The sequence below is a fragment of the Bradyrhizobium sp. ma5 genome (assembly GCF_042258955.1).
GTDB lineage: Bacteria > Pseudomonadota > Alphaproteobacteria > Rhizobiales > Xanthobacteraceae > Bradyrhizobium.
Window position 1 is genome coordinate 5,382,047 of the sequence record NZ_CP170156.1, and the last position, 18,805, is coordinate 5,400,851.

Sequence of the window (18,805 nt, forward strand, 5' to 3'; positions counted from 1 at the left end):
CTTGCCTATGTTTTCTTGGCTATGTTTTCTTGCCTATGTTTTTTGACGTCTGTTGCGATCAGCCGCCACGTTCGAACGGAATGGTCAGGGCCGACGGCTGCCTGCTCTTTCCGACGAAGCCCGCGATAGCGACCAGTGCCAGCAGATATGGCAGCAGCAACAGCAGCGCGACCGGCACATCGAGCTGCAACGCCGGCACCAGGAATTGCAGCGCTGTCGCAAAGCCGAACAGCAGGCAGGCCGCCAGCGTGTACCAGGGATTCCAGCCGCCGAAGATCACCGCCGTGATCGCGAGATAGCCGGCGCCCTTGGTCATGTTCTCGGTGAACGTATTGCTGTCCGCAACCGACATGAACGCGCCGCCGAGGCCCGCCAGGATGCCGGCGTAGAGCACGCCGAGATAGCGCGTCTTCGCCACGCTGATGCCGGCCTTGTCCGCGGCGCGCGGATCCTCGCCGACCGCCCGCACCGCGAGCCCGAACGACGTGTACTTCAGGATCAACCACGTCACGACGACCATCAGGATGCTGACATAGGCAAGGCCGGTCTGGTTCGCCAACGCCGGCCCGATCACCGGAATGCTGGCGAGCCACGGCAGATTGAGCTGCGCGAAGCCGGGAATCGGATCGCGCGACAGCGGCCCGAAGATCTCGCGGTAGAGGAACGTCGTCGTACCCAGCGCGAGGATGTTGAACCCGATCCCCACCACCAATTGATTGGCGCGCAGTGTCACGCTCAGCACGGCCTGGACTGCGGCAACCGCCATCGCGACCAGGACGCCGGCCGCCACGCCGAGAAGCGGCGAGCCGGTCGCCCACGATGCCAGCGCCGCCGTGAAGGCCGACATCAGCATCATGCCATCGAGGCTGAGATTGAGCACGCCGGCGCGCTCGCTCAGCATCTCGCCGGTTGCGGCGAAGATGATCGGAACCGCAAGGCGAAGTCCTGAACCGATGAACACGGCCATTTGTTCGTCAATCATCGGGTCACCTTTCGGTTGGTGAGGATCGCGGAGCCCGCAATGACAATGACGATCAGGCCCTGGCAGATCAGAACGACGGCGGACGGGACGTGCGCCGAGATTTCCATGTTGATGGATCCCGATCGCAGGAATCCGAACAGCAGCGCCCCGATCACCACGCCGACCGCTGAGCCGCGCGACAGCAGGCCGACCACCAGGCCGTCAAATCCGTAACCGGACGAGAAATCGCTCGTCAGATAGAATTGCTGGCCAAGGATCATGATCGCGCCGCCGAGACCGCCGAGGCCGCCAGAGACCGTCATGGCCAGGATCACGTAGAAGCTCGTCCGCATGCCGGCACGACGGGAGGCCGTGGCATTCAGGCCGACAGCGCGCAGCCGTAGGCCGAGCGTGCTGTGCTTAAGCACCAGCCACACCACGACGACCGCGATCGCCGCGATCAGCAAGCCGATATTGAGCGGCGATCCATTGTCCGGGAACAGCAGCGGCAACTTGGTCGAGTCAGGAATCTCCGCCGATTCCGGCAACGACGACACATCGCTGATCGGCTTCCGCAGCAGATGAAAGGACTCGACGGACCAGTACACCAGCGGCAGCGCAATGAAGCTCAACAGCAAGGTGCTGATGACCTCGTTGGTGCCGCGCGCAGCCTTGAGGAAGCCGGCCAGGCCGCCCCAGACAGCTCCGGCGATGGTCCCGACCGCGAGCGGCACGATGAACGCCAGTCCCAGCGGCAGATTGCCGGCGCCATGCAGGGCCGCTGCCGTCGCGAACATGCCGCCCATCGCGATCTGCCCCTCGCCGCCCACATTGGTCAGGTTGGCACGGCTGGCGAAGATGAAGCCGAGGCCGACCAGCGCGAGGCTGATGGCGCGATTGATCGAGGCACCGATGTTGAAATCGCTTCCTGCCATGCCGTCCCAGAACGCCTCGATGGCCTCGAGGACGGATGCACCGGTGGCGGCGATGATGAGCAGGCCGATCCCGAGCGCGATGATGGTCGATATCACCGGAACCAGAACCTGCAACGGTACGAGCTCGAGTCTTGCGCCCTTTGCGACCCGCGTGAGCTTCGGATTTTTCATAACCATGGCCAACCTAGTCATGCGCATGCCCCGACATCATCGCCCCGATCGCCTCGCGGCTGAACGACCCGGCCGCGAGCTCGCCAACTAGCTTTCCGCGGTAGATCACCGCAATCCGATCCGACACCGCCATCAGCTCCTCGAGCTCGCTGGAGATCAGAAGCACCCCGAGGCCGTCATCGCGCGCGGCACGGATCCGATTGTAGACCGCCTCGATCGCACCGACGTCGAGGCCGCGCGTCGGCTGCGCGGCGAGCAGGAACACCAGCGGATCGAGCGAGAGCTCGCGCGCCAGCACCGCCTTCTGCTGATTGCCGCCGGAAAGGCTCGCCATCGAAACATCAGGGCTGCTCGCCCGCACGTCGAAGTCGCGCATCATGGCCTCCGCCGCCTTGCGCCGCGCCGACTTGTCGAGCAGGCCGAAGCGGCTGTATTTTCCGATCGCGCCGAGAAACAGGTTCTCGGCCACCGACAATTCCTTGATGCAGGCCACCGCATGGCGATCCTCGGGAACGATGCCGACACCCGCATCGGTGATCTCTTGCGGCGTGCAGCCGCCGACCGGTGTGCCGCCGACCACGATTGCGCCGGCGCTTGGCGCGGCGAGCCCGGCCAGGATCAGTCCGAGCTCGGTCTGGCCGTTGCCTTCGACGCCCGCGATCCCGACGATCTCGCCGGTGCCGACCGTGAGGCTCAGGCCGTCGAGCCGCGGCACGCCATGCGGGTCGCGATAGACGAGGTCCGAGATCTGCAGCACCGCCTCGCCCGGCGACACCGGACCGGCCGCGTCCACACTGGATTTCGCCGGCGTCTTGCCTTCGATGTCGACCGCGGCAGCAAGCACCGAGCCTGCCGACTGGACGTCGCGGCCGACCATTGAGCGCACCAGCGATCGGATGTCGGCGCCCTCCATCGCGACGGTCTCGATGATGCGGCCCTGCCGCAGCACCGTGGTGCGATCGGCCACACGGCTGATTTCACCGAGCTTGTGCGTCACCAGGATCACGGACTTTCCGCGCAGCGCCACCTGGCGGCAGATCGCCAGCAGCGCATCGATCTCGTCCGGCTGCAGCACCGCCGTCGGTTCGTCGAGCACGAGCAGTTGCGGATCGCCGAGCAGACATTTGATGATCTCGACCCGCTGCCGCTCGCCGACCGAAAGCTCATCGATCCGCGCTTCGGGGTCGATCTCGAGCCCGTACTCCGCTGCGAGCTGCTCCATCCGCACGATGATGTCCTGCGGCTTCAGCACCGCACTGGCGCGGCCGAGCATCAGGTTCTCGGCCACGCTCATGTTCGGCACCAGACTGAAATGCTGATGCACCATCACGACGCCGCGCTGCAGCGCCTCCGCCGGACCGCGCGGATCGAACGGCTCGCCGCCCAGCGTCATCGTGCCGGCATCCGGCCGGTGCACCCCGAACACCAGGTTGCACAATGTCGATTTGCCGGCACCGTTCTCGCCAAGCAGGCAATGCACCTCGCCGCGCTCGATCAGCAGCGATATGTCGTCGAGCGCGGTGAAAGCCCCGAAGCGCTTGGTCAAGCCAGACAGTTCGAGAAGGGCCACGGTCAACCCACCTTGACTTTGATCTTGTTCGACAGCAGGTCGTCCTTGAGCTCCTTGATCTTTGCCTGGATCTCCGGCGTTGCCGCGGCGCAGATCTCGAGGTCGGCCGAACGCGGCCCCATGGCGAGTCCGAACTGCTTGTATTCGGGGTGCCAGGTTCCGGCGACGGCCTGGTCGATGGCGTATTCGACCATGAACCCGATGCCGCTGACCGTGTAGGCAATGTAAAGCGGGTTGTTGTCGGAGCAGTAGTTGGTATAGCTCCCGATCATCCTGGTGCCCTTCTCGCGTGCCGCCTGCTCCATTCCGCGCACGCCGAGATTGAGGATGTTGTAGTGGACGTCGGCGCCCTGCGCGATCGCGGCAAGGGTCGCCTCCTTCGCCTTGGCGACGTCGTCGAAGTCGCCGGTGTAGGTCACGAAGCACTTGGTGTCCGGCTTGACGTGCTTGGCGCCGTTCGCGAACTCCGTTCCGGTGTTGACGATGGCCGGAATTTCAAGGCCGCCGACGTAACTCACCGCACCGTTCTTCGACATCATCGCGGCGACCGCGCCGGCAATGAAGCCGATCTGCGCCTGCAGCACGTCGTATTGCGCGACGTTCTCGGTCGGTTGTCCGGTCGGCCCGACGATAGAGAACTTCACCTTCGGGAATCGCTTGGCGACCTTGAGCACCGATGCCTGGGTCTGCCCCGCGGCGCCGATCACCATGTCGTTCTTGGTCGCGAGCGTGACGAGCGCCTGCTCCATGTCGGCGAACTTGACGTTCTCGATCGACGTGATCACGACATTCTTGCCGTGGCGCTGCTCGGCCGCCTTCATGCCGTTGTAGGCCGACTCCATCCAGCCATGGTCGGCCCGCGACCCCGGAATCAGAATGCCGATGCGAAGCGGCTTCGCCGCATCGTCGGCGAAGAGCCGGCCTGATGAACCGATGAAGGCTGCCGAGAGCAGGCCTGTTTGCAGAAATGCACGACGGGTACCGTTCATGTGTTTCCTCCTGTTCGTTCCCGGTGTCGCCGCATTGCTTGTTGCGGCATTTTTTTCAATCGGCGGCGCGACCGCGCCGTCGTTCTCAAACTCGAAGCAACGTCATCTCCCGGCCGTCGCCGCCAATGCGCCGACGGCGTCGACGAAGCACTTCATCGGCGCCTGCACGACGCCGGCGCCGATGATTCCCATGCCCGGCTCCTTGTGCGCGGTTGCGGTGTTGATGACCGGCCGCCTGCTCTCGTCCACGACCTTGCGGATGTCGATGCCGACAGGCGCTCCGATGAAGTCGAGCATCGGCAAGGTGAAGCCGGGATTGCGGCCGATCGTGACGTGCGCCATCTCGCGCGAATAACGCAGCGCGTCCTGCGGCGTGCCGCCGACGAACTGGACCATCGCGGGAGCCGCGGCCATCGCGAACGCGCCGAGTCCTGCGGTCTCGGTGATCGCGCTGTCGCCGATATCAGGATTGGCATCGGCCTCGCTGAAGCCGGGCAGGAACAGGCCGACAGGAATGTCCGCCGGACCGACAAACCATTGCCCGTCCAGGCCGCTGACCCTGATGCCGACATTGACGCCGTTGCGCGCCATTGCCGTGACGATGCTGCTGAACGGCACGCCGTGCGCGGCATCCATGGTCGCCTTGCACGCCGCCATCGACAGGCTCAGGAAGAACATGTCGTCCGCCCCGATCGTCCGCAGCGTCTCGTGAACCAGATCGCGCGAGATCGGGGATTTCAGCAGCGATTCCGTGACGGCGCGATACAGCAGCAGGGTTGCCGCCGTGTTGCGGTTGTGGACGTCGTCGCCCATGTGCAGCGACTGCGACATCAAAGGTTTCAACGGCAGTCCGCCGTCGATGCCGGTGACCGCGGCCTTCAGACATGGGGCCAATACATTCTCGATCAGCTTGAGGCCTTCGATCACCTCGGGCGCGAAGGCCCCGAACCGCAATGTCTTGGCGCCGCCGGATTCCATCATCGGCGCATAGGCGCGATTGCCGGTGGTCTGGTTCTCCACCACGAACAGCGGCATCGAGGGCGAGATGATCCCGGTCATCGGTCCGACCGCGCCGAATTCATGGCACGGTGCGAAGCGGATGCCGCCCGCCGCCACGAGTTGTTCGGCCTCCTGCTGGGTCGTCGCCCAGTTCTCGTAGAGAATTGCGCCGACGACCGCCCCCTTCATCGGGCCACACATATCGTTCCAGGCGATCGGCGGACCGGCGTGGAGCAGCGTCCGGCCCATGTCCGGCCAGACCTCGGATGCGTGCGCCGCCACGTCGACCCAGACCGGCTGCGCGGTCAGGATGCGCTCGAGCACTTCCGCATTGGCGCGATCGATCCGCGATCCCAGACAGTCCGCATCACCGGCGTCGCCGACCAGTTGCGCGAGGCTCCAGGCGACCTCGGGGCTTCCGTCGCCGACCGGCTGCCAAAGCAGACGCACCAGCGGGGCACCGCTGCTCTCGACGCCGCGATCGAGGCCGGAGGCGCCGAGGCTGATCACCGATGTCTCGTTCTGGAGCGCGGAAGAGGCTGCGTTCATCATCGTTCTCCACCTTGCATCGCGCGACGCGCTGTGGCGTTGTCGTCCACTGCCATGCGGCTCGCGATGGCTTGCGCGGAAAGCGCTGCGCCGGTGCTGCTGCCCACAATCTCCGCGCCGGCGTCCGCCAACATGGCCTTCTGGGTCTCGTAGGGCTGCGGATCTGAACCCGTGCCGCAGACGAAGCAGACCACGGGAAGCTCCCGCCCCTGCGCTCTCGCCGCGGCCTTCGCCCGGCGGATCGCCGGAGCCAGGATCTCGGCCGGATTGGGGTGGCTGCCGTATCCGAGCACGACGTCCAGGACGATGCAGGCAACAGTCGGATCGTCCGCTTCCTTGAGCAGCCGTTCGATCCGCACGCCATAGTCGATCATCGGATGCGGACGTCCCACCGTGAATTCGTCACTGCCGAGATCGATCGCCGTGTGCCCGTGGCTCTCGGCCGCGTCGGCCAAGCGGTCTGCCGCGGCAAGCGGCGCGTTCGACCGGGCACGAATCCCCGCCGCCCGCCAAATGGTCTGGGCTTCCGAGCAGAACGTTCCACCGGAGTAGAGACCGCGCAGGTAGCGCTGCGACGGCGCCAGCGACGCACAGACCCGCGTTGCCAACGCTTCAATGGACTGTTCATCGCCGCCGGGTTGGCGTGCTCCCGCAAGCGCGACGGCCTGCCGCGCCGTCTCCTCGAGCGACGACGTGCGGTGAACATTGCCGGCGGATGCTGCCGGCTCGCCGCCGAGGAAGCAGATTACGATCGGTTTCCCGATCGCACGAGCGCGCTCGATTACGCGCTTCTGCACATCGGGTGCAGGAGGTTTTGAGACGATGGCGACGACTTTGGTCTGCGCGTCGGTGGCCAGCAGTTCCAGGCCCTGCAGCATGGTGATGCCGCCGACTTCGCTTGAAACGTCGTGGCTGCCGGTGCCGATCGCCTGCGAGATGCCCTGGCCATGGCGATGGATCTGGCACATCACCTCCTGCAGGCCGGTGCCGGACGCGCCGACGAGCCCGATCGCGCCGCGCCGGACGACGTTGGCAAATCCAAGCGGCACGCCGTTGATGATGGCCGTGCCGCAATCCGGTCCCATCACCAGCAGACCCTTCTGCGCCGCAACGCGCTTGATGGCCACCTCCTGTTCGATCGGCACGTTGTCGCTGAACAGCAGCACATTCAGGCCCAGGCGCAGCGCCTTCAAGGCTTCCGCCGCGGCATAGGGACCCGGCACCGAGATCAACGCGAGATCAGCATGATCGGCAATCGCGACGCCGCCGGAGATCGAGCGCGGCGGCGCTTCCGCCGTCGCTTCGCTCGATCCTCCCTTCGGCTCTTCACCGGCGATCAGGGAGTGGATCTCGCGCTCCGCGGCGGCGACCTTGTCGGGCGCATCGTCCGCAACGACGATCATGATGTCGCCCGGCTTGGCGCTCTCGAGCGCCGGGCTCATCAGCCCGGCCTGCTGCAGGAACTCCTTGTTGCTGCGCGTTCCCATCAGCAGCGTGACCCGCTGCACGCCGGTCCGCGCGACCGTGACCTGGGAAATCCGCATCAACGACACGGAATCCTTGTACAGGTTCGCCCTTATGCTGGATTGAATGGCCATTGCCTTGTCGTTCCCTTGAATCCCGCAGGCTGCTTTGTTTGTCTTGAGCTTGAGCCATCGGCCAGCCCGATTGCCTGATCAGAATGAGGCGCCGACGCGCCTCAACTGCTTCAACTCGGTGAGGCGCGGGCGGATGTGCCGCCGAAGCGCCAATCCCGGTGGCTATTGAACGACGTGCGTCCCGGTCTCGCCCCGCAGCGCCGCCATGGCGCAATCGAGGTGACTGATGATCGCGCGCTTGCCGCCGCCCTCGAGAAACCGGATCGCCGCATCGACCTTGGGTCCCATGCTTCCCGGAGGGAAATGTCCCTCACGGTGGTAGGCCTTGATCTCCTCGAGACTGACCTGATCCAGATCCTTCTTGTTCGGCTTGCCGAAATTCACCGCGACACGCGGGACCGCGGTCAGGATCAGCAACTCTTCGATACCAAGCACATTCGCGATATGAGCGGACGTCAGATCCTTGTCGATGACCGCCGGCACGCCGGTGCGCACGCCCTTCGCATCACGAACCACGGGAACGCCGCCGCCGCCTCCGGCAATGACGATCGTTCCGCGCTTGACCAACGCGTCGACCAGCGAGATGTCGCAGACATGCTTGGGCTTCGGCGACGGCACGACATGACGCCAGCCGCGCCCGGAATCCTCGCGCATCGCCCAATTGAGCTCGGCGCTGATCTTCTTCGCCTCGTCCTCGGAAAAGAACGGTCCGACGAACTTGGTCGGATTCTTGAACGCGGGATCGTCCTTGTCCACCTCTACCTGGGTCAGCAGGCTTGCCACATGTCGCTGGTTGCCCTGTTCGCGCAGGGCATTCTCGATCGCCTGCATCAGGAGATAGCCGATGCCGCCCTGGCTGTGCGCGACGCAGATGTCCAGGTCCATTGGCGGGATTCGGTTCATCGTCAGCATCTGGCGCATCATGATCTTGCCGACGACCGGGCCGTTGCCGTGCGTGATGACCAGCTCATTGTCGAGTTGCGCAAGCGGCAGCAGCGCTTCCGCCGTGATCTGCGCGACCGACTTCTGCTCCTGGGAGGTGCCCCTGATATCCTCGGGGTGAACCGCATTGCCACCGATCGCGACCACCAGGCGACGCGGCACGTCATTGAGTGTACGCATTTCCTTACCTCCCGGCATTCTGGACGATGGCAACCGCTAGCTCGCACGCCTGGGCGTTCGACGGCGCAACGAGGATTCCGGCCTGCTCCAGTTTCCTGACCTGCGCGGAGCGCCCTTGCGGGTCCTGCTCCGTGCCGACAACCGACGCGATCAACGCCGGCGCATCCTGCCCGCGATCGGCGACGATCTTCGTCAGATGCTCGGCAGGATCGGCATGCGCGCCATAGCCGAGCACGAGGTCGAGCAGCACCACCGAAAGATCGCGATTCCTGAGCGCAGCACGCAACGCATCGTCGCGCACGGATGGGTCGATCATCGGGTGCGGCCGGCCACGGGTATATTCGTCGTCGCCGAGGTCGATCAGCCGGTCCCGTCCGGCATTCGGTTCCACGCCGAGCTTGACCACGCCGGGGATTGCGGCGTTCGACGCCACCTTCCGGCCTGCGGCAGCGAGGATCACCTGAGCTTCGGCACACAGCGTTCCGCCGGCGAACAAGCCCTCGATCCCGCCTCGGCCGCTGCGCGGAAGCCGTGACGCGACACCTTTCGCGTCGAAGCCTGCGCCGATCTTCTTGTCTCCCAGGGCCAGCTCCGCGGCGCCCTTCAGCGTCGGCGAGAAACGGGCGTTCGGCGGCAGCTCGATCTCCGAAGCACCGATGAAGCACACCGTGTACGACTTCCTGCTTCTGCCGATCCGCTCAAGCACGGATTTGGCGACATCGGGATGCGGCGGCTTCGAGATCAGCACCACGTGATCGGTTTCCGGATCTGACTCGAATGCATCGATTGCCATCAACGTGGTGATGCCGCCGATATCCTTCTTCAGATCGCGCCCGCCGACCCCGATGGCGTGGGAGATTCCCGCGCCGGCTTCCGAGATCAGGCACGAGACCTCCTGCGTGCCGGTCCCGGACGCCCCGATGATGCCGATCCTGCCGCGCCTGATCTTGTTGGCGAACGCCAGCGGCGCACCGCCGATCACGGCCGTTCCGCAATCCGGTCCCATCATCAGGAGGCCGGCCGTCCGCGCCTGCTGCTTGAGCGACAATTCGTCCTCGAGGGACACGTTGTCGCTGAACATCAGGACATGCAGGCCGCGATTGAGCGCCTTGCGGGCCTCGGCGGCGGCGAACTCGCCGGGCACGGAGATCAGCGCAAGATTGATCTCCGGCCTGACCTTCACGGCCGCGGCGATCGAGTGCGGCTGCCAGGCGGACTGCGCTTCGCCCTGGGTCTTCGGCTTGTCGAGCGACTTGATCGCATTGTCGAGGGCTTCGCGGGCAGCGGACTCGGACTCGGCCTTGACCGCGATCACGAGGTCATTGCCCTTCACGGCAGTGCCCTCCTCCAGCAGCCCCGCGTTGCGCATGATCGCGGCGTTCGACGGCGTTCCCATCATCAGCGCCGCCTCGATCACGCCGGGCGAGCCGGCCACCTCGCGCGACAGCCGCATCAGCGCGACCGAGTCGAGATAGAATCCCTTGCGGACCTCGTTCAGGACAACGACGTTCATGACACACCCAAATCCTTGGCGATCGCGACGATCGCCTGCTGGAAGCACGCCAACGGCGCCTTGACCACGCCTGCACCGACCTGGCCGATGCCGGGCTCGCGATGCGCGATGCCCGTGTTGATGACCGGCACCACGCCGGAATCGACGACGAGGCGGATATCGATGCCGGTCGGCACGCCCGCGAAGTCCATCGCGGCGATGGTCCATTCCGGATTCTGGGCAACCGTGATCTCGCCCATCGAGCGTGTGAAGTTGCCGGCCTCGGACGGCGCCCCGGCACCGACGAAGCCCGCGACTGCCGGCGCCGCGGCCATCGCGAATCCGCCGAGACCGATCGTCTCGACGATGGCGGAATCGCCCATGTCCGGATTGGCGTCCTTCTCGGAATAGCCGGCGAAATACAGCCCTTCCGGCATTTCGACCGGCGCGGTGAACCATTGCTCGCCGAGCCCGCTGACGCGGATCCCGAAATCGGTGCCGTTGCGGCACATGGTGGTGACGATGGTCGAGCCCCGGATGCCGTTGGCGGGATCGGTGATCGCCTTGCCCATCGCCATCGCGATGTTGAGGAAGAACTGATCGTTCTGCCCGATGAATGCGAGGCATTCGGCGAGAACGGCGTTGTCGGTCGAGCTTCGCGCCATCCAGGGCGCGATCTCGCGAAGGAAGACGCTCGAGCATGCCAGATTGCGCTGATGCAGCTCGTCGCCCATTGACAGGCCCCGCGCGACGATCGATTTCAGGTCGATGCCGCCGGCGGCACGGATCGCCTTGCCGAGCGTCGGCCCGAACACGTCGCGCAGCCAGGCGAGACGATTCAGCACGCTGGCGTCGTTGCCGCCGAAGCGCATCACCTTGCCGAGCCCCTCGTTGATCGCGCAATAGGCGCGGTTGGAGAAGCGCGCGTTCTCGACCACGAACAACGGCATCGACATCGTGGTCATGCCGGTCATCGGGCCGACCGCGCCGAAGTGGTGGTTCGGGTGAAACTCGATCTCGCCATTGGCAGCGAGCTTGGTCGCAGTCGGCAGATCCTTCGCCCACCCTTCGAACACGATGGCGCCGGCGACCGCACCGCGCATCGGGCCGCACATCCTGTCCCAGGAGATCGGCGGTCCGGCGTGGAGGATCATCCGTTCGCGCAGGTCCGGGATCAATTCGCGGGCGGGAACGATGTCGATCAGCCGCGGCTCCCCTTCGAGGATCCGGGTGAGCGCCTGCTGGTTTGCGTCTTCGATCAGTTTCATCGGTGCGCCCTCACACACCGAGCTTCGCGAGCAGGGCCGCCATCTGCGGATCGCCGCCCGCCGACGGCTTCCAGTCGACGTGAACGACGTCGATGCCGCAGTCGCGGAGGTCCTTCACGAACCCCTCTAGCCCGACATTCACGACTTCGACCTTGCGCGCCAGCAACTGCTGATACTGCGGCCTATCCTGATCCGTCATCGTCTCCGCCCTAATCAAGTTCGTTTTCGTTGTCCTGAGTAAATAAGAAAACACTTACTTCGTCAAGACCGGATTCCCGGAGAATGCGAATTTCCGTAGCCGCCCGAACAGCGGACCGGCCGAAGCGCAATCCGCCTTAAAAAAAGTGCTCCGAACTTCGTTCGGAGCAGTCTGGGAGAACTGGAAATTCGGTCTGCAACGGCGTCACCGTTCGCGAAGGGCGTGGCGCAGGACAATCAGACTGCCGGCAAATGCATCCAGTCCGGATGTATGTCCGATCGCCGTCAGAGCCGTGAGGGCGCGACGAAACTCGGCGGCCTCCCCGCTCATCGTTGCATGGATGGCGGCGTGCAGCGCCGCCGCGCCGTAACCCAGCGCCGCGGCGCGCAGATGGATTCGGCTGATGTCGTTGGTGCCGTCGAGCAGCACGCGGCAATGGTCCCACAATGCGTCGCGAGCTTCGATGCGTCCGAGCGCAGCCAACGCAATCAGCGCTCCGCCGATCAGATCGTCGCCGGACGGCGTCAGCCCCGGCCCGAGACCGACCAGGCCGCCAAGCCCGGACTCTCGATCCGAATCGTCATCCGAGGCTGCAAGGATCAGCTCCAGTGCAGCGAGACCAGGCATGGCGGCTCGAACAAGCGGAGAAGCGTCGCTCGGAACATGTCCGGCCCCGAGCGTGGCGAGGCCCTCCGAAGTCAGTTCACCGCCCCACACCTCATCGACGGCATCAAGGCCGCGCATGACGCTGCTCATCGACCAGTGTGGTGCAGCGGGCGGCGCCCAGACGGACCGAGCGGCCAGATTCGCGAGCGGCGTCGCTCCGATCCACAGAATGGAGTCCGCGACCCGCACGGGATCGCCGACCACAAGGCCCGGCCATCGGAAGTCGCCGACCACGTGCAACGGACCCGATCCGATCCCGATCCGCCCAACGCAGATCCAGATCCCGTCGATCACGGCGTAGAACGAACGTTCGAACACGGCGACGACATGGCCCGCGGCGCGATCGCGAAGCGCCTTGTCGGCAAGGAGCCCCACTTCCACATCGGCGCAGATCGTCGCAGCGGGCTCGGGACGCCGCTCGCCCGGTGCGCTTACGCGACCTGGCTGCCTTCCATCAGTTTCGCGGCCTCCGACCAACATCTGCCCTCGTCTCCCTCAGTGTGCCTGGGCCGCGAAACGTTGCGGCGCGCCGGCTTGGGCCTCACCACCCAGATAGGCCGCCTCGAGCAGCGGATCCTCGGCGATGATGTCGGCGGCGCCGCTCTTCAGGATCGCACCCGTTTCCAAAAGATAGGCCCGGTCGGCCAGCGCGAGCGCGTGGCCTGCCATCTGATCGACCACGATGATGGTCATGCCCTCGCCGCGCAGCCGCTCGAAGGACGCGAACAGTTCATCGACCACCAGCGGCGCCAAACCGAGCGACGGCTCATCCAGCATGTAGATCTTCGGCCCGGTCAGAAGCCCGCGTGCCACCGCGAGCATCTGCTGCTCGCCTCCGGACAGCAGGCCGGCGCGCTGATCGATGCGCTCCTTCAGCCGCGGGAAGCGCACGAACATCGCCTCGATCTCGGCGTCGAGGTCTATTCCCTTGCGGGCATAGGCGCCGAGCTGGAGGTTCTGCTTCACCGTCAGCTCCGGAAACACCTGCCGCCCTTCCGGCACCAGCACGACGCCATTGCGGGCACGAACATGCGCGGGCATCCGGTCGATGCGCGTCTCGGCGAGCCGCACTTCGCCCGTCGAGCGTGGTGGCTCGAGACCGGCGATCGACCGCATCAGGGTGGTCTTGCCGGCGCCGTTGGCGCCGAGCACGGCGACCGCCTCGCCGGGAGCGACCACCAGATCGATCCCGTTCAAGGCGCGCGACAACCCGTAGAACGAATCGAGCGTCTTGACCTCGAGTGCAGTGCCCTGCCGCGCCGGCCGCGGCGCGCGGCTCTTCTCACCGGGCGTGGCGTCGCCGAGATAGGCCTTGCGGACCAGCGGATCGTTGCGGATCGCCGCCGCATCGCCGATCGCGATGCGCTTGCCGCCGTCGAGCACGACGATGAGATCGCTCAGCGACATGATCATCGGCATGTCGTGCTCGACGATGATGACGGCGATCCCGAGATCGGCGATCCGGCGCAACAGCGCGGTCAGGCGCTGCTTGTCGCCCTTCGAGAGGCCCGCCGCGGGCTCGTCGAGCAGCAGGATGTGGGGCCGCAACGCGAGCGCGCGCGCGATCTCGACCAGCCGTTTCTCACCATGGGACAGCGAGTCCGCGAGACGATCGACATCGCCATCGACACCGGCAAAGCGCAGCAGGAACCGGGCAAAACCCTCGGTCTCCGAGTTGCGCAGCGCGGAGACGACGCCGCCGAGACGGCCGACCCGCTCGGCCAGCAGGATGTTCTCCAGGATGGTGAGCGAGCCGAACAGCTGCGTGGTCTGGAACGTGCGCGCCACGCCGACCCGCGCCAGCAAATGCGACGTCATGCCCGTGACATCGCGATCGCCGAGCTTCACCGTCCCCGCCTGCGGCCGGTAGAAGCCGCAGAGCAGATTGAGCGCGCTGGTCTTGCCCGCGCCGTTGGGACCGATGATGCTGGTGACGGCCCCGGGCGCCGCCTTGAACGAGACGCTCTGGACGGCGCGCACGCCGCCGAACGAGATCGAGAGATCCGTCACGTCGAGTCCCGCCGCGTTGTGCGTCTCGAGGATCGCAGCATCGGTTTCCGCCGCAGCGATCGCGGGCTCTGCCACCGGCTTGCGCGCCGGCAGGAATCTTGCGGCAAGTTGCTCCACGAGCCCGACGATGCCGGAGGGCGCGGCGCGCAGCACGACGAACAGCAGCACGCCGAAGGCCAGCAGGCGATACTCCGCGAGATCCGACAGCGCTTCCGGCAGCAGCACCACGAGCGCTGCGCCGATCACCGGACCGAGCACCGAGCCGGCGCCGCCGACCATCACCGCGAACAACAGCAGCACCGATTGCAGGAACGGAAACGAGCTCGGGCTGATATAGCCCTGCAACGGTGCGAACAGCGCGCCGGCCAGCGCCATCGCGGCCGCCGAGATCACGAAGGCCACGGCGCGGACCTGCACCAGATCGATGCCGAGCGAGCGCGTCGCGACCTCGGTATCGCGAGCGGCACGCATGGCATAGCCCCAGCCGCCTCGCTTCAGGCGCTCGAACAGGATGAGGCCGGCAAACACCAGCACGACGCCGGCGATGGCCAGCGAACGCTCGGACAGCGTATAGCCGAACACGCTCGGCGGCGCACTCAGCATCAGGCCGTTGCCGCCGCCGGTGAGATCGCGCCACTCGATCGTGACGTGCTCGACGATAAAGCCAAAGGCAATCGTCACCATCGCGAGATACGGCCCGCGCACCCGCAGCGCCGGCATCGCGAGCAGCCCGCCGACGATGCTGACCAGCACGATGGCCCCTGCCGTCGCGGCGAGGTAGGGCCAGCCGGCCTTCTCCATCAGCAGCACGGTGGTGTACGCACCGATCGCCATGAAGCCGATATGGCCGAGCGAGATCTGCCCCGCGAGGCCGAGCAGGACGTTGAGGCCGATGCAGCCGATCGCCGTCAGCGAAATCGTCGCGATCAGGAACACCGAATAGCTGTCCGCGACCGCGGCGTAGCCGATGGCAATCGCGAACGCCGCGACCGCGACGAGAAGGGAGGCGCGCGAGGTCATACCTTCTTAACTCCAGCTCGGCCGAGCAGCCCGTGCGGCATGACGACGAGGATGACGATGACGGAAGCGAACGTGATGATCTGGGTGTAGACCGATCCGAGATAGTTGGTTGCGAACACCTCGATCAGGCCGAGGCACAATCCGGCCAGCATGACGCCCCAGGCGCTGGCAAGGCCGCCGATGATCGCGGCGGCGAACGCCTTGATGCCGAACAGCGTGCCCATCTCAGACGAGACGTTGAACAGCGGCGCGATCAGCAGCGCGGCGACGCCCGCAAGCATCGCCGACACCGCGTAGCTTGCGGCAATGGCGCCGCTGACATTGATGCCCATCAGCCGCGCGGCATTTGGATTCTGCACCACCGCAAGCATCGCGACGCCATGCCGCGTGCGGCGGGTGATCAGATGCAGCGCCAGCGCAAGCAGGAGGCCGACCACGGGAATCAGGAGCTGCAGCGGATAGACCCCTGCCCCCTCCACGATCTGGATCGGCTTGGCCGCGAGCATCGACGGGAAGCTGCGCGGCTCCTTGCCGAACACGAACAGCATCACATTGTCGACGATGATGCCGACCGCAACGGTCGCCATCAGCCAGTTCTCCGACCCGCGCAGCACGAACGGACGCACCGCGAAGCGCTCGATCAGAACGCCGTAGACCGCGCAGACCAGCAACACCGCGGGGATGCCGATCGCGGCCGGCCAGCCCCACACGATGAGGAAGAAGTATCCGGCAACGGCTCCCAGGGTCATCGAGCTGCCCTGCGAGAAGTTGACCGTGCCTGATACGGCGTACGTGACGTGAAAGCCCAGCGCGAGCAGACCGTACATGCTCCCCAGCGCCATTCCGGTTATTATCGCCGAAAGAAACGACATCGATGATCACCCCGATCTGCTTGCTGGACGACCGCTGCCGTCAGTTCTTGAACGGCAGGATGTGATTGTCTTCGAAGTGGGCCCAGATGTAGTCCTGCGCCGTCAGCGCATCGTGCTTGTCCTGGGCGAACGGCTTCTCATAGGTCTTGATCAGGCCTTCCAGCCGGTCGATTCCGTAGAAGCCGTCACGAATGGCGGTCGGATCCGTGCTGCCGGCCTTCTGGATCGCGCCGGCGATCACCAGGACGCTGTCATAGGCGTTGGCGAAGCCGACCGCGGGCGTCACGTCCGCCGGACCCTTGATGTCCGGATACTTCGCCTGCAGCTCGGCGAGCACGCGCTTGCCGACCGGCGAGAGGTTGCCGAAGAAGCTGTAGGTCTGCACGAAGACGACGCTCTCGGCGCTCGGCCCGGCGAGCTCGGTGAAGCGGCCGCCGGCCGGTCCCCAATGCGACACGATCGGCGGCGCCCAGCCCATCCGGTCGAGCGATTTCACGACCTGCGAGGATGGACCGACATTGCCGACCAGGAACAGGGAGTCGGCGCCGGCCTGCTTGAGCCGGGACAATTGCGCGACCACGTCGACGTCGTTCCCCTCGAACTTCTCGACACCCGCCGGTTCGATCCCGGCCGCCTTCAGCGCCGCGCGCAGGCCGTGCTCGTTCGATTCGCCCCAGGGATTGTTGACGAGGATGAGGCCCGGCTTCTTGGCTGCGAAGGTCTTGCCGGCGAACGCGACGATCGCCTTGTCGACCTCGTCGTCCATCGCAGAGACGCGGAATACGTAGTTGGACGCGGCGCCGTTCTGCGTGATGTTGGTTCCGGCCGCCCATGGCACGACGAACGGCATCTTGACGTTGTTGACGAACGGCACGATCGCAAGCTGGACCGGCGTATCGAGACCGCCGAGCAGCACCGCGACCTTCTCGCGCTGGATCAGTTCGCGCGCGGCGGTCAGTCCCTTCGCGGGATTGCTTTCATCGTCACGGCGCACCAGCTCCAGCGGACGGCCGAGCACGCCCCCTTTGGCGTTGATCTCCTCGATCGCGATCGTGGCGCCGCGGGTCAACGCTTCGCCGGCGCGCGCCGACTGCCCCGACAGCGCGGTGACCAGGCCGATCTTGATCGGCTCGGCGGCCCGTGCCCGCTCCGCGAGCGGCACAGAGCCGATGAGAATGGCGAGCGCGCCCTGCAAGACAACGCGGCGGCACAACCCGGTGATGGGGGTACAAGCGTAGCTCATTTCTGCAATTCCTCCCGCTCCGACGGCTCCCAAGCCGCCTCTGGTCCGCTGCCGCTGTCTCCGCGGCCTTGACGGAAGTAAAAACTTTCTTCACAAATTGACGAATGTCAAGCGGCTGATCGCGCGCCGGATGGAGATTGCAATGCAACGGGAGACTGGAGCGGAACCGGAGCGGGCCACCTCGCGTGGCGTTCTCGGCGGTGCAACATCCGCGCAAACGCCGGATCCGGCACGCGGTCTCCGCTCTCACGACCGCTACCGCTACAGTGCGATCACGCGCCGGCCCGACTTCGTGTGGCCCAACGGAAAGCGCCTCGCGGTTTACGTCGCGCTCAACCTCGAGCATTTCGCTTTCGGCGACGGACTCGGCGCCGAACTCTGCTCGGGCGGTCCACATCCGGACGTCCTCAACTACGCCTGGCGCGACTATGGCAACCGGGTCGGCGTCTGGCGGCTCATCGACCTGTTCGACGAGCTGAAACAGCCGGTCTCCGTGCTTGCGAACAGCAGCATCTATCACTACTGCCCGGAAGTCATGGACGCATTTCGTGCGCGCGGCGACGAGGTCGTCGGCCATGGACGGACCAATTCCGAACGGCAGGGCGTGCTCTCACCTGCCGACGAGCAGCAACTGATTGCGGAAGCAACGGATGTCATCGCGCGGGCCGAGGGACGACGGCCGCTCGGCTGGCTCGGTCCATGGATCTCGCAATCCGCCGTGACGCCGGATCTTCTCGCCGAAGCGGGCTACCAATACCTGCTCGACTGGTGCATGGACGATCAGCCGGTGTGGTTCTCGACAAGGGATGGCGGGCGGATCCTATCCGTCCCCTATCCACAGGAACTGAACGACATCCCCTCGATCGTCGGGCGCAAGGACAGCGGCGAACAGTTTGCGACCATGATCACGGACACATTCGAGGAGATGCTCGCGCAATCCGCCAAGCAGTCGCTGGTGATGGGGATCGCGCTGCATCCATATCTGGTCGGCCAGCCCCACCGGCTGCGGCCGCTGCGACGCGCCCTGCAGGCGATCGTCGCACGGCGCGACGACATCTGGATCACCACCGCCGGCGAGATCGCGGCATTTTCGCGCGCCCTGCCCGACGGCATCGTGCCGACATAAGAAACTGGAGACTTG

At 65.7% G+C, this 18,805-nt stretch carries 15 protein-coding genes; 1 reads left to right on the top strand and 14 read right to left on the bottom strand.

Annotated elements, in window-relative coordinates; translation table 11 throughout:
* Positions 1 to 58: 58 nt before the first annotated feature.
* The 14 genes from ACE103_RS25170 to ACE103_RS25235 all read right to left on the bottom strand — a co-directional run bounded on the left by ACE103_RS25170 (position 59) and on the right by ACE103_RS25235 (position 17,664).
* Entirely contained in the window at positions 59 to 982 is a 924-nt protein-coding gene (locus ACE103_RS25170; protein ID WP_223966226.1) for an ABC transporter permease, read from the bottom strand.
* The gene (locus ACE103_RS25175; RefSeq protein WP_375775282.1) at positions 979 to 2,067 is read right to left on the bottom strand and encodes an ABC transporter permease; all 1,089 of its coding nucleotides are present in this window, start codon (positions 2,065 to 2,067) and stop codon (positions 979 to 981) included. Before ACE103_RS25175 ends, ACE103_RS25170 begins: the two co-directional genes overlap by 4 nt.
* A gap of 13 nt (positions 2,068 to 2,080) precedes the next feature.
* Positions 2,081 to 3,637 carry an ABC transporter ATP-binding protein gene (locus tag ACE103_RS25180; RefSeq protein WP_375775283.1) on the bottom strand — a complete coding sequence of 519 codons (1,557 nt, stop codon included), beginning with the start codon at positions 3,635 to 3,637 and terminating at the stop codon, positions 2,081 to 2,083.
* Between the two features lie 2 nt (positions 3,638 to 3,639).
* Positions 3,640 to 4,626, bottom strand: a complete 987-nt coding sequence (locus ACE103_RS25185; protein ID WP_375775284.1) for a BMP family protein — start codon at positions 4,624 to 4,626, stop codon at positions 3,640 to 3,642.
* Between the two features lie 102 nt (positions 4,627 to 4,728).
* Positions 4,729 to 6,174, bottom strand: a complete 1,446-nt coding sequence (locus ACE103_RS25190; protein ID WP_223966233.1) for a DUF1116 domain-containing protein — start codon at positions 6,172 to 6,174, stop codon at positions 4,729 to 4,731.
* On the bottom strand, positions 6,174 to 7,772 hold the full coding sequence (gene fdrA, locus ACE103_RS25195) for an acyl-CoA synthetase FdrA (protein WP_375775285.1): 1,599 nt from the start codon (positions 7,770 to 7,772) through the stop codon (positions 6,174 to 6,176). Before fdrA (ACE103_RS25195) ends, ACE103_RS25190 begins: the two co-directional genes overlap by 1 nt.
* Before the next feature lie 162 nt (positions 7,773 to 7,934).
* Complete coding sequence (gene arcC, locus ACE103_RS25200; RefSeq protein ID WP_223966235.1) at positions 7,935 to 8,894, bottom strand: carbamate kinase; 960 nt, start codon at positions 8,892 to 8,894, stop codon at positions 7,935 to 7,937.
* A gap of 4 nt (positions 8,895 to 8,898) precedes the next feature.
* A complete protein-coding gene (gene fdrA / locus ACE103_RS25205; protein WP_375775286.1) occupies positions 8,899 to 10,407 on the bottom strand; it encodes an acyl-CoA synthetase FdrA in 1,509 nt (502 codons plus the stop codon).
* Positions 10,404 to 11,654, bottom strand: coding sequence for a DUF1116 domain-containing protein (locus tag ACE103_RS25210; RefSeq protein WP_375775287.1), 1,251 nt, complete (start codon positions 11,652 to 11,654; stop codon positions 10,404 to 10,406). Before ACE103_RS25210 ends, fdrA (ACE103_RS25205) begins: the two co-directional genes overlap by 4 nt.
* Positions 11,655 to 11,664: 10 nt before the next feature.
* A complete protein-coding gene (locus ACE103_RS25215; RefSeq protein WP_050404632.1) occupies positions 11,665 to 11,853 on the bottom strand; it encodes a hypothetical protein in 189 nt (62 codons plus the stop codon).
* A gap of 204 nt (positions 11,854 to 12,057) precedes the next feature.
* Positions 12,058 to 12,894, bottom strand: a complete 837-nt coding sequence (locus tag ACE103_RS25220; RefSeq protein ID WP_375775288.1) for a DUF2877 domain-containing protein — start codon at positions 12,892 to 12,894, stop codon at positions 12,058 to 12,060.
* Between the two features lie 120 nt (positions 12,895 to 13,014).
* Positions 13,015 to 15,549: an ATP-binding cassette domain-containing protein gene (locus tag ACE103_RS25225; protein ID WP_375775289.1), complete on the bottom strand. Its 2,535-nt coding sequence runs from the start codon at positions 15,547 to 15,549 to the stop codon at positions 13,015 to 13,017.
* A complete protein-coding gene (locus tag ACE103_RS25230; RefSeq protein WP_375775290.1) occupies positions 15,546 to 16,421 on the bottom strand; it encodes a branched-chain amino acid ABC transporter permease in 876 nt (291 codons plus the stop codon). The genes ACE103_RS25225 and ACE103_RS25230 overlap by 4 nt, the downstream gene beginning before the upstream one ends.
* Before the next feature lie 40 nt (positions 16,422 to 16,461).
* Complete coding sequence (locus ACE103_RS25235; protein WP_375775291.1) at positions 16,462 to 17,664, bottom strand: ABC transporter substrate-binding protein; 1,203 nt, start codon at positions 17,662 to 17,664, stop codon at positions 16,462 to 16,464.
* 142 nt (positions 17,665 to 17,806) lie between these two features.
* On the opposite strand from ACE103_RS25235, the gene ACE103_RS25240 reads away from it, so the two are divergent.
* The gene (locus tag ACE103_RS25240) at positions 17,807 to 18,790 is read left to right on the top strand and encodes a polysaccharide deacetylase family protein (protein WP_375775292.1); all 984 of its coding nucleotides are present in this window, start codon (positions 17,807 to 17,809) and stop codon (positions 18,788 to 18,790) included.
* The last annotated feature ends 15 nt before the right edge of the window (positions 18,791 to 18,805 follow it).

Coding starts and splice junctions, on each gene's coding strand:
- ACE103_RS25170 (WP_223966226.1), bottom strand. CDS start 982: ATGATTGACGAACAAATGGCCGTGTTCATCGGTTCAGGACTTCGCCTT.
- ACE103_RS25175 (WP_375775282.1), bottom strand. CDS start 2,067: ATGAAAAATCCGAAGCTCACGCGGGTCGCAAAGGGCGCAAGACTCGAG.
- ACE103_RS25185 (WP_375775284.1), bottom strand. CDS start 4,626: ATGAACGGTACCCGTCGTGCATTTCTGCAAACAGGCCTGCTCTCGGCA.
- ACE103_RS25190 (WP_223966233.1), bottom strand. CDS start 6,174: ATGAACGCAGCCTCTTCCGCGCTCCAGAACGAGACATCGGTGATCAGC.
- fdrA (WP_375775285.1), bottom strand. CDS start 7,772: ATGGCCATTCAATCCAGCATAAGGGCGAACCTGTACAAGGATTCCGTG.
- arcC (WP_223966235.1), bottom strand. CDS start 8,894: ATGCGTACACTCAATGACGTGCCGCGTCGCCTGGTGGTCGCGATCGGT.
- fdrA (WP_375775286.1), bottom strand. CDS start 10,407: ATGAACGTCGTTGTCCTGAACGAGGTCCGCAAGGGATTCTATCTCGAC.
- ACE103_RS25210 (WP_375775287.1), bottom strand. CDS start 11,654: ATGAAACTGATCGAAGACGCAAACCAGCAGGCGCTCACCCGGATCCTC.
- ACE103_RS25215 (WP_050404632.1), bottom strand. CDS start 11,853: ATGACGGATCAGGATAGGCCGCAGTATCAGCAGTTGCTGGCGCGCAAG.
- ACE103_RS25225 (WP_375775289.1), bottom strand. CDS start 15,549: ATGACCTCGCGCGCCTCCCTTCTCGTCGCGGTCGCGGCGTTCGCGATT.
- ACE103_RS25230 (WP_375775290.1), bottom strand. CDS start 16,421: ATGTCGTTTCTTTCGGCGATAATAACCGGAATGGCGCTGGGGAGCATG.
- ACE103_RS25235 (WP_375775291.1), bottom strand. CDS start 17,664: ATGAGCTACGCTTGTACCCCCATCACCGGGTTGTGCCGCCGCGTTGTC.
- ACE103_RS25240 (WP_375775292.1), top strand. CDS start 17,807: ATGCAACGGGAGACTGGAGCGGAACCGGAGCGGGCCACCTCGCGTGGC.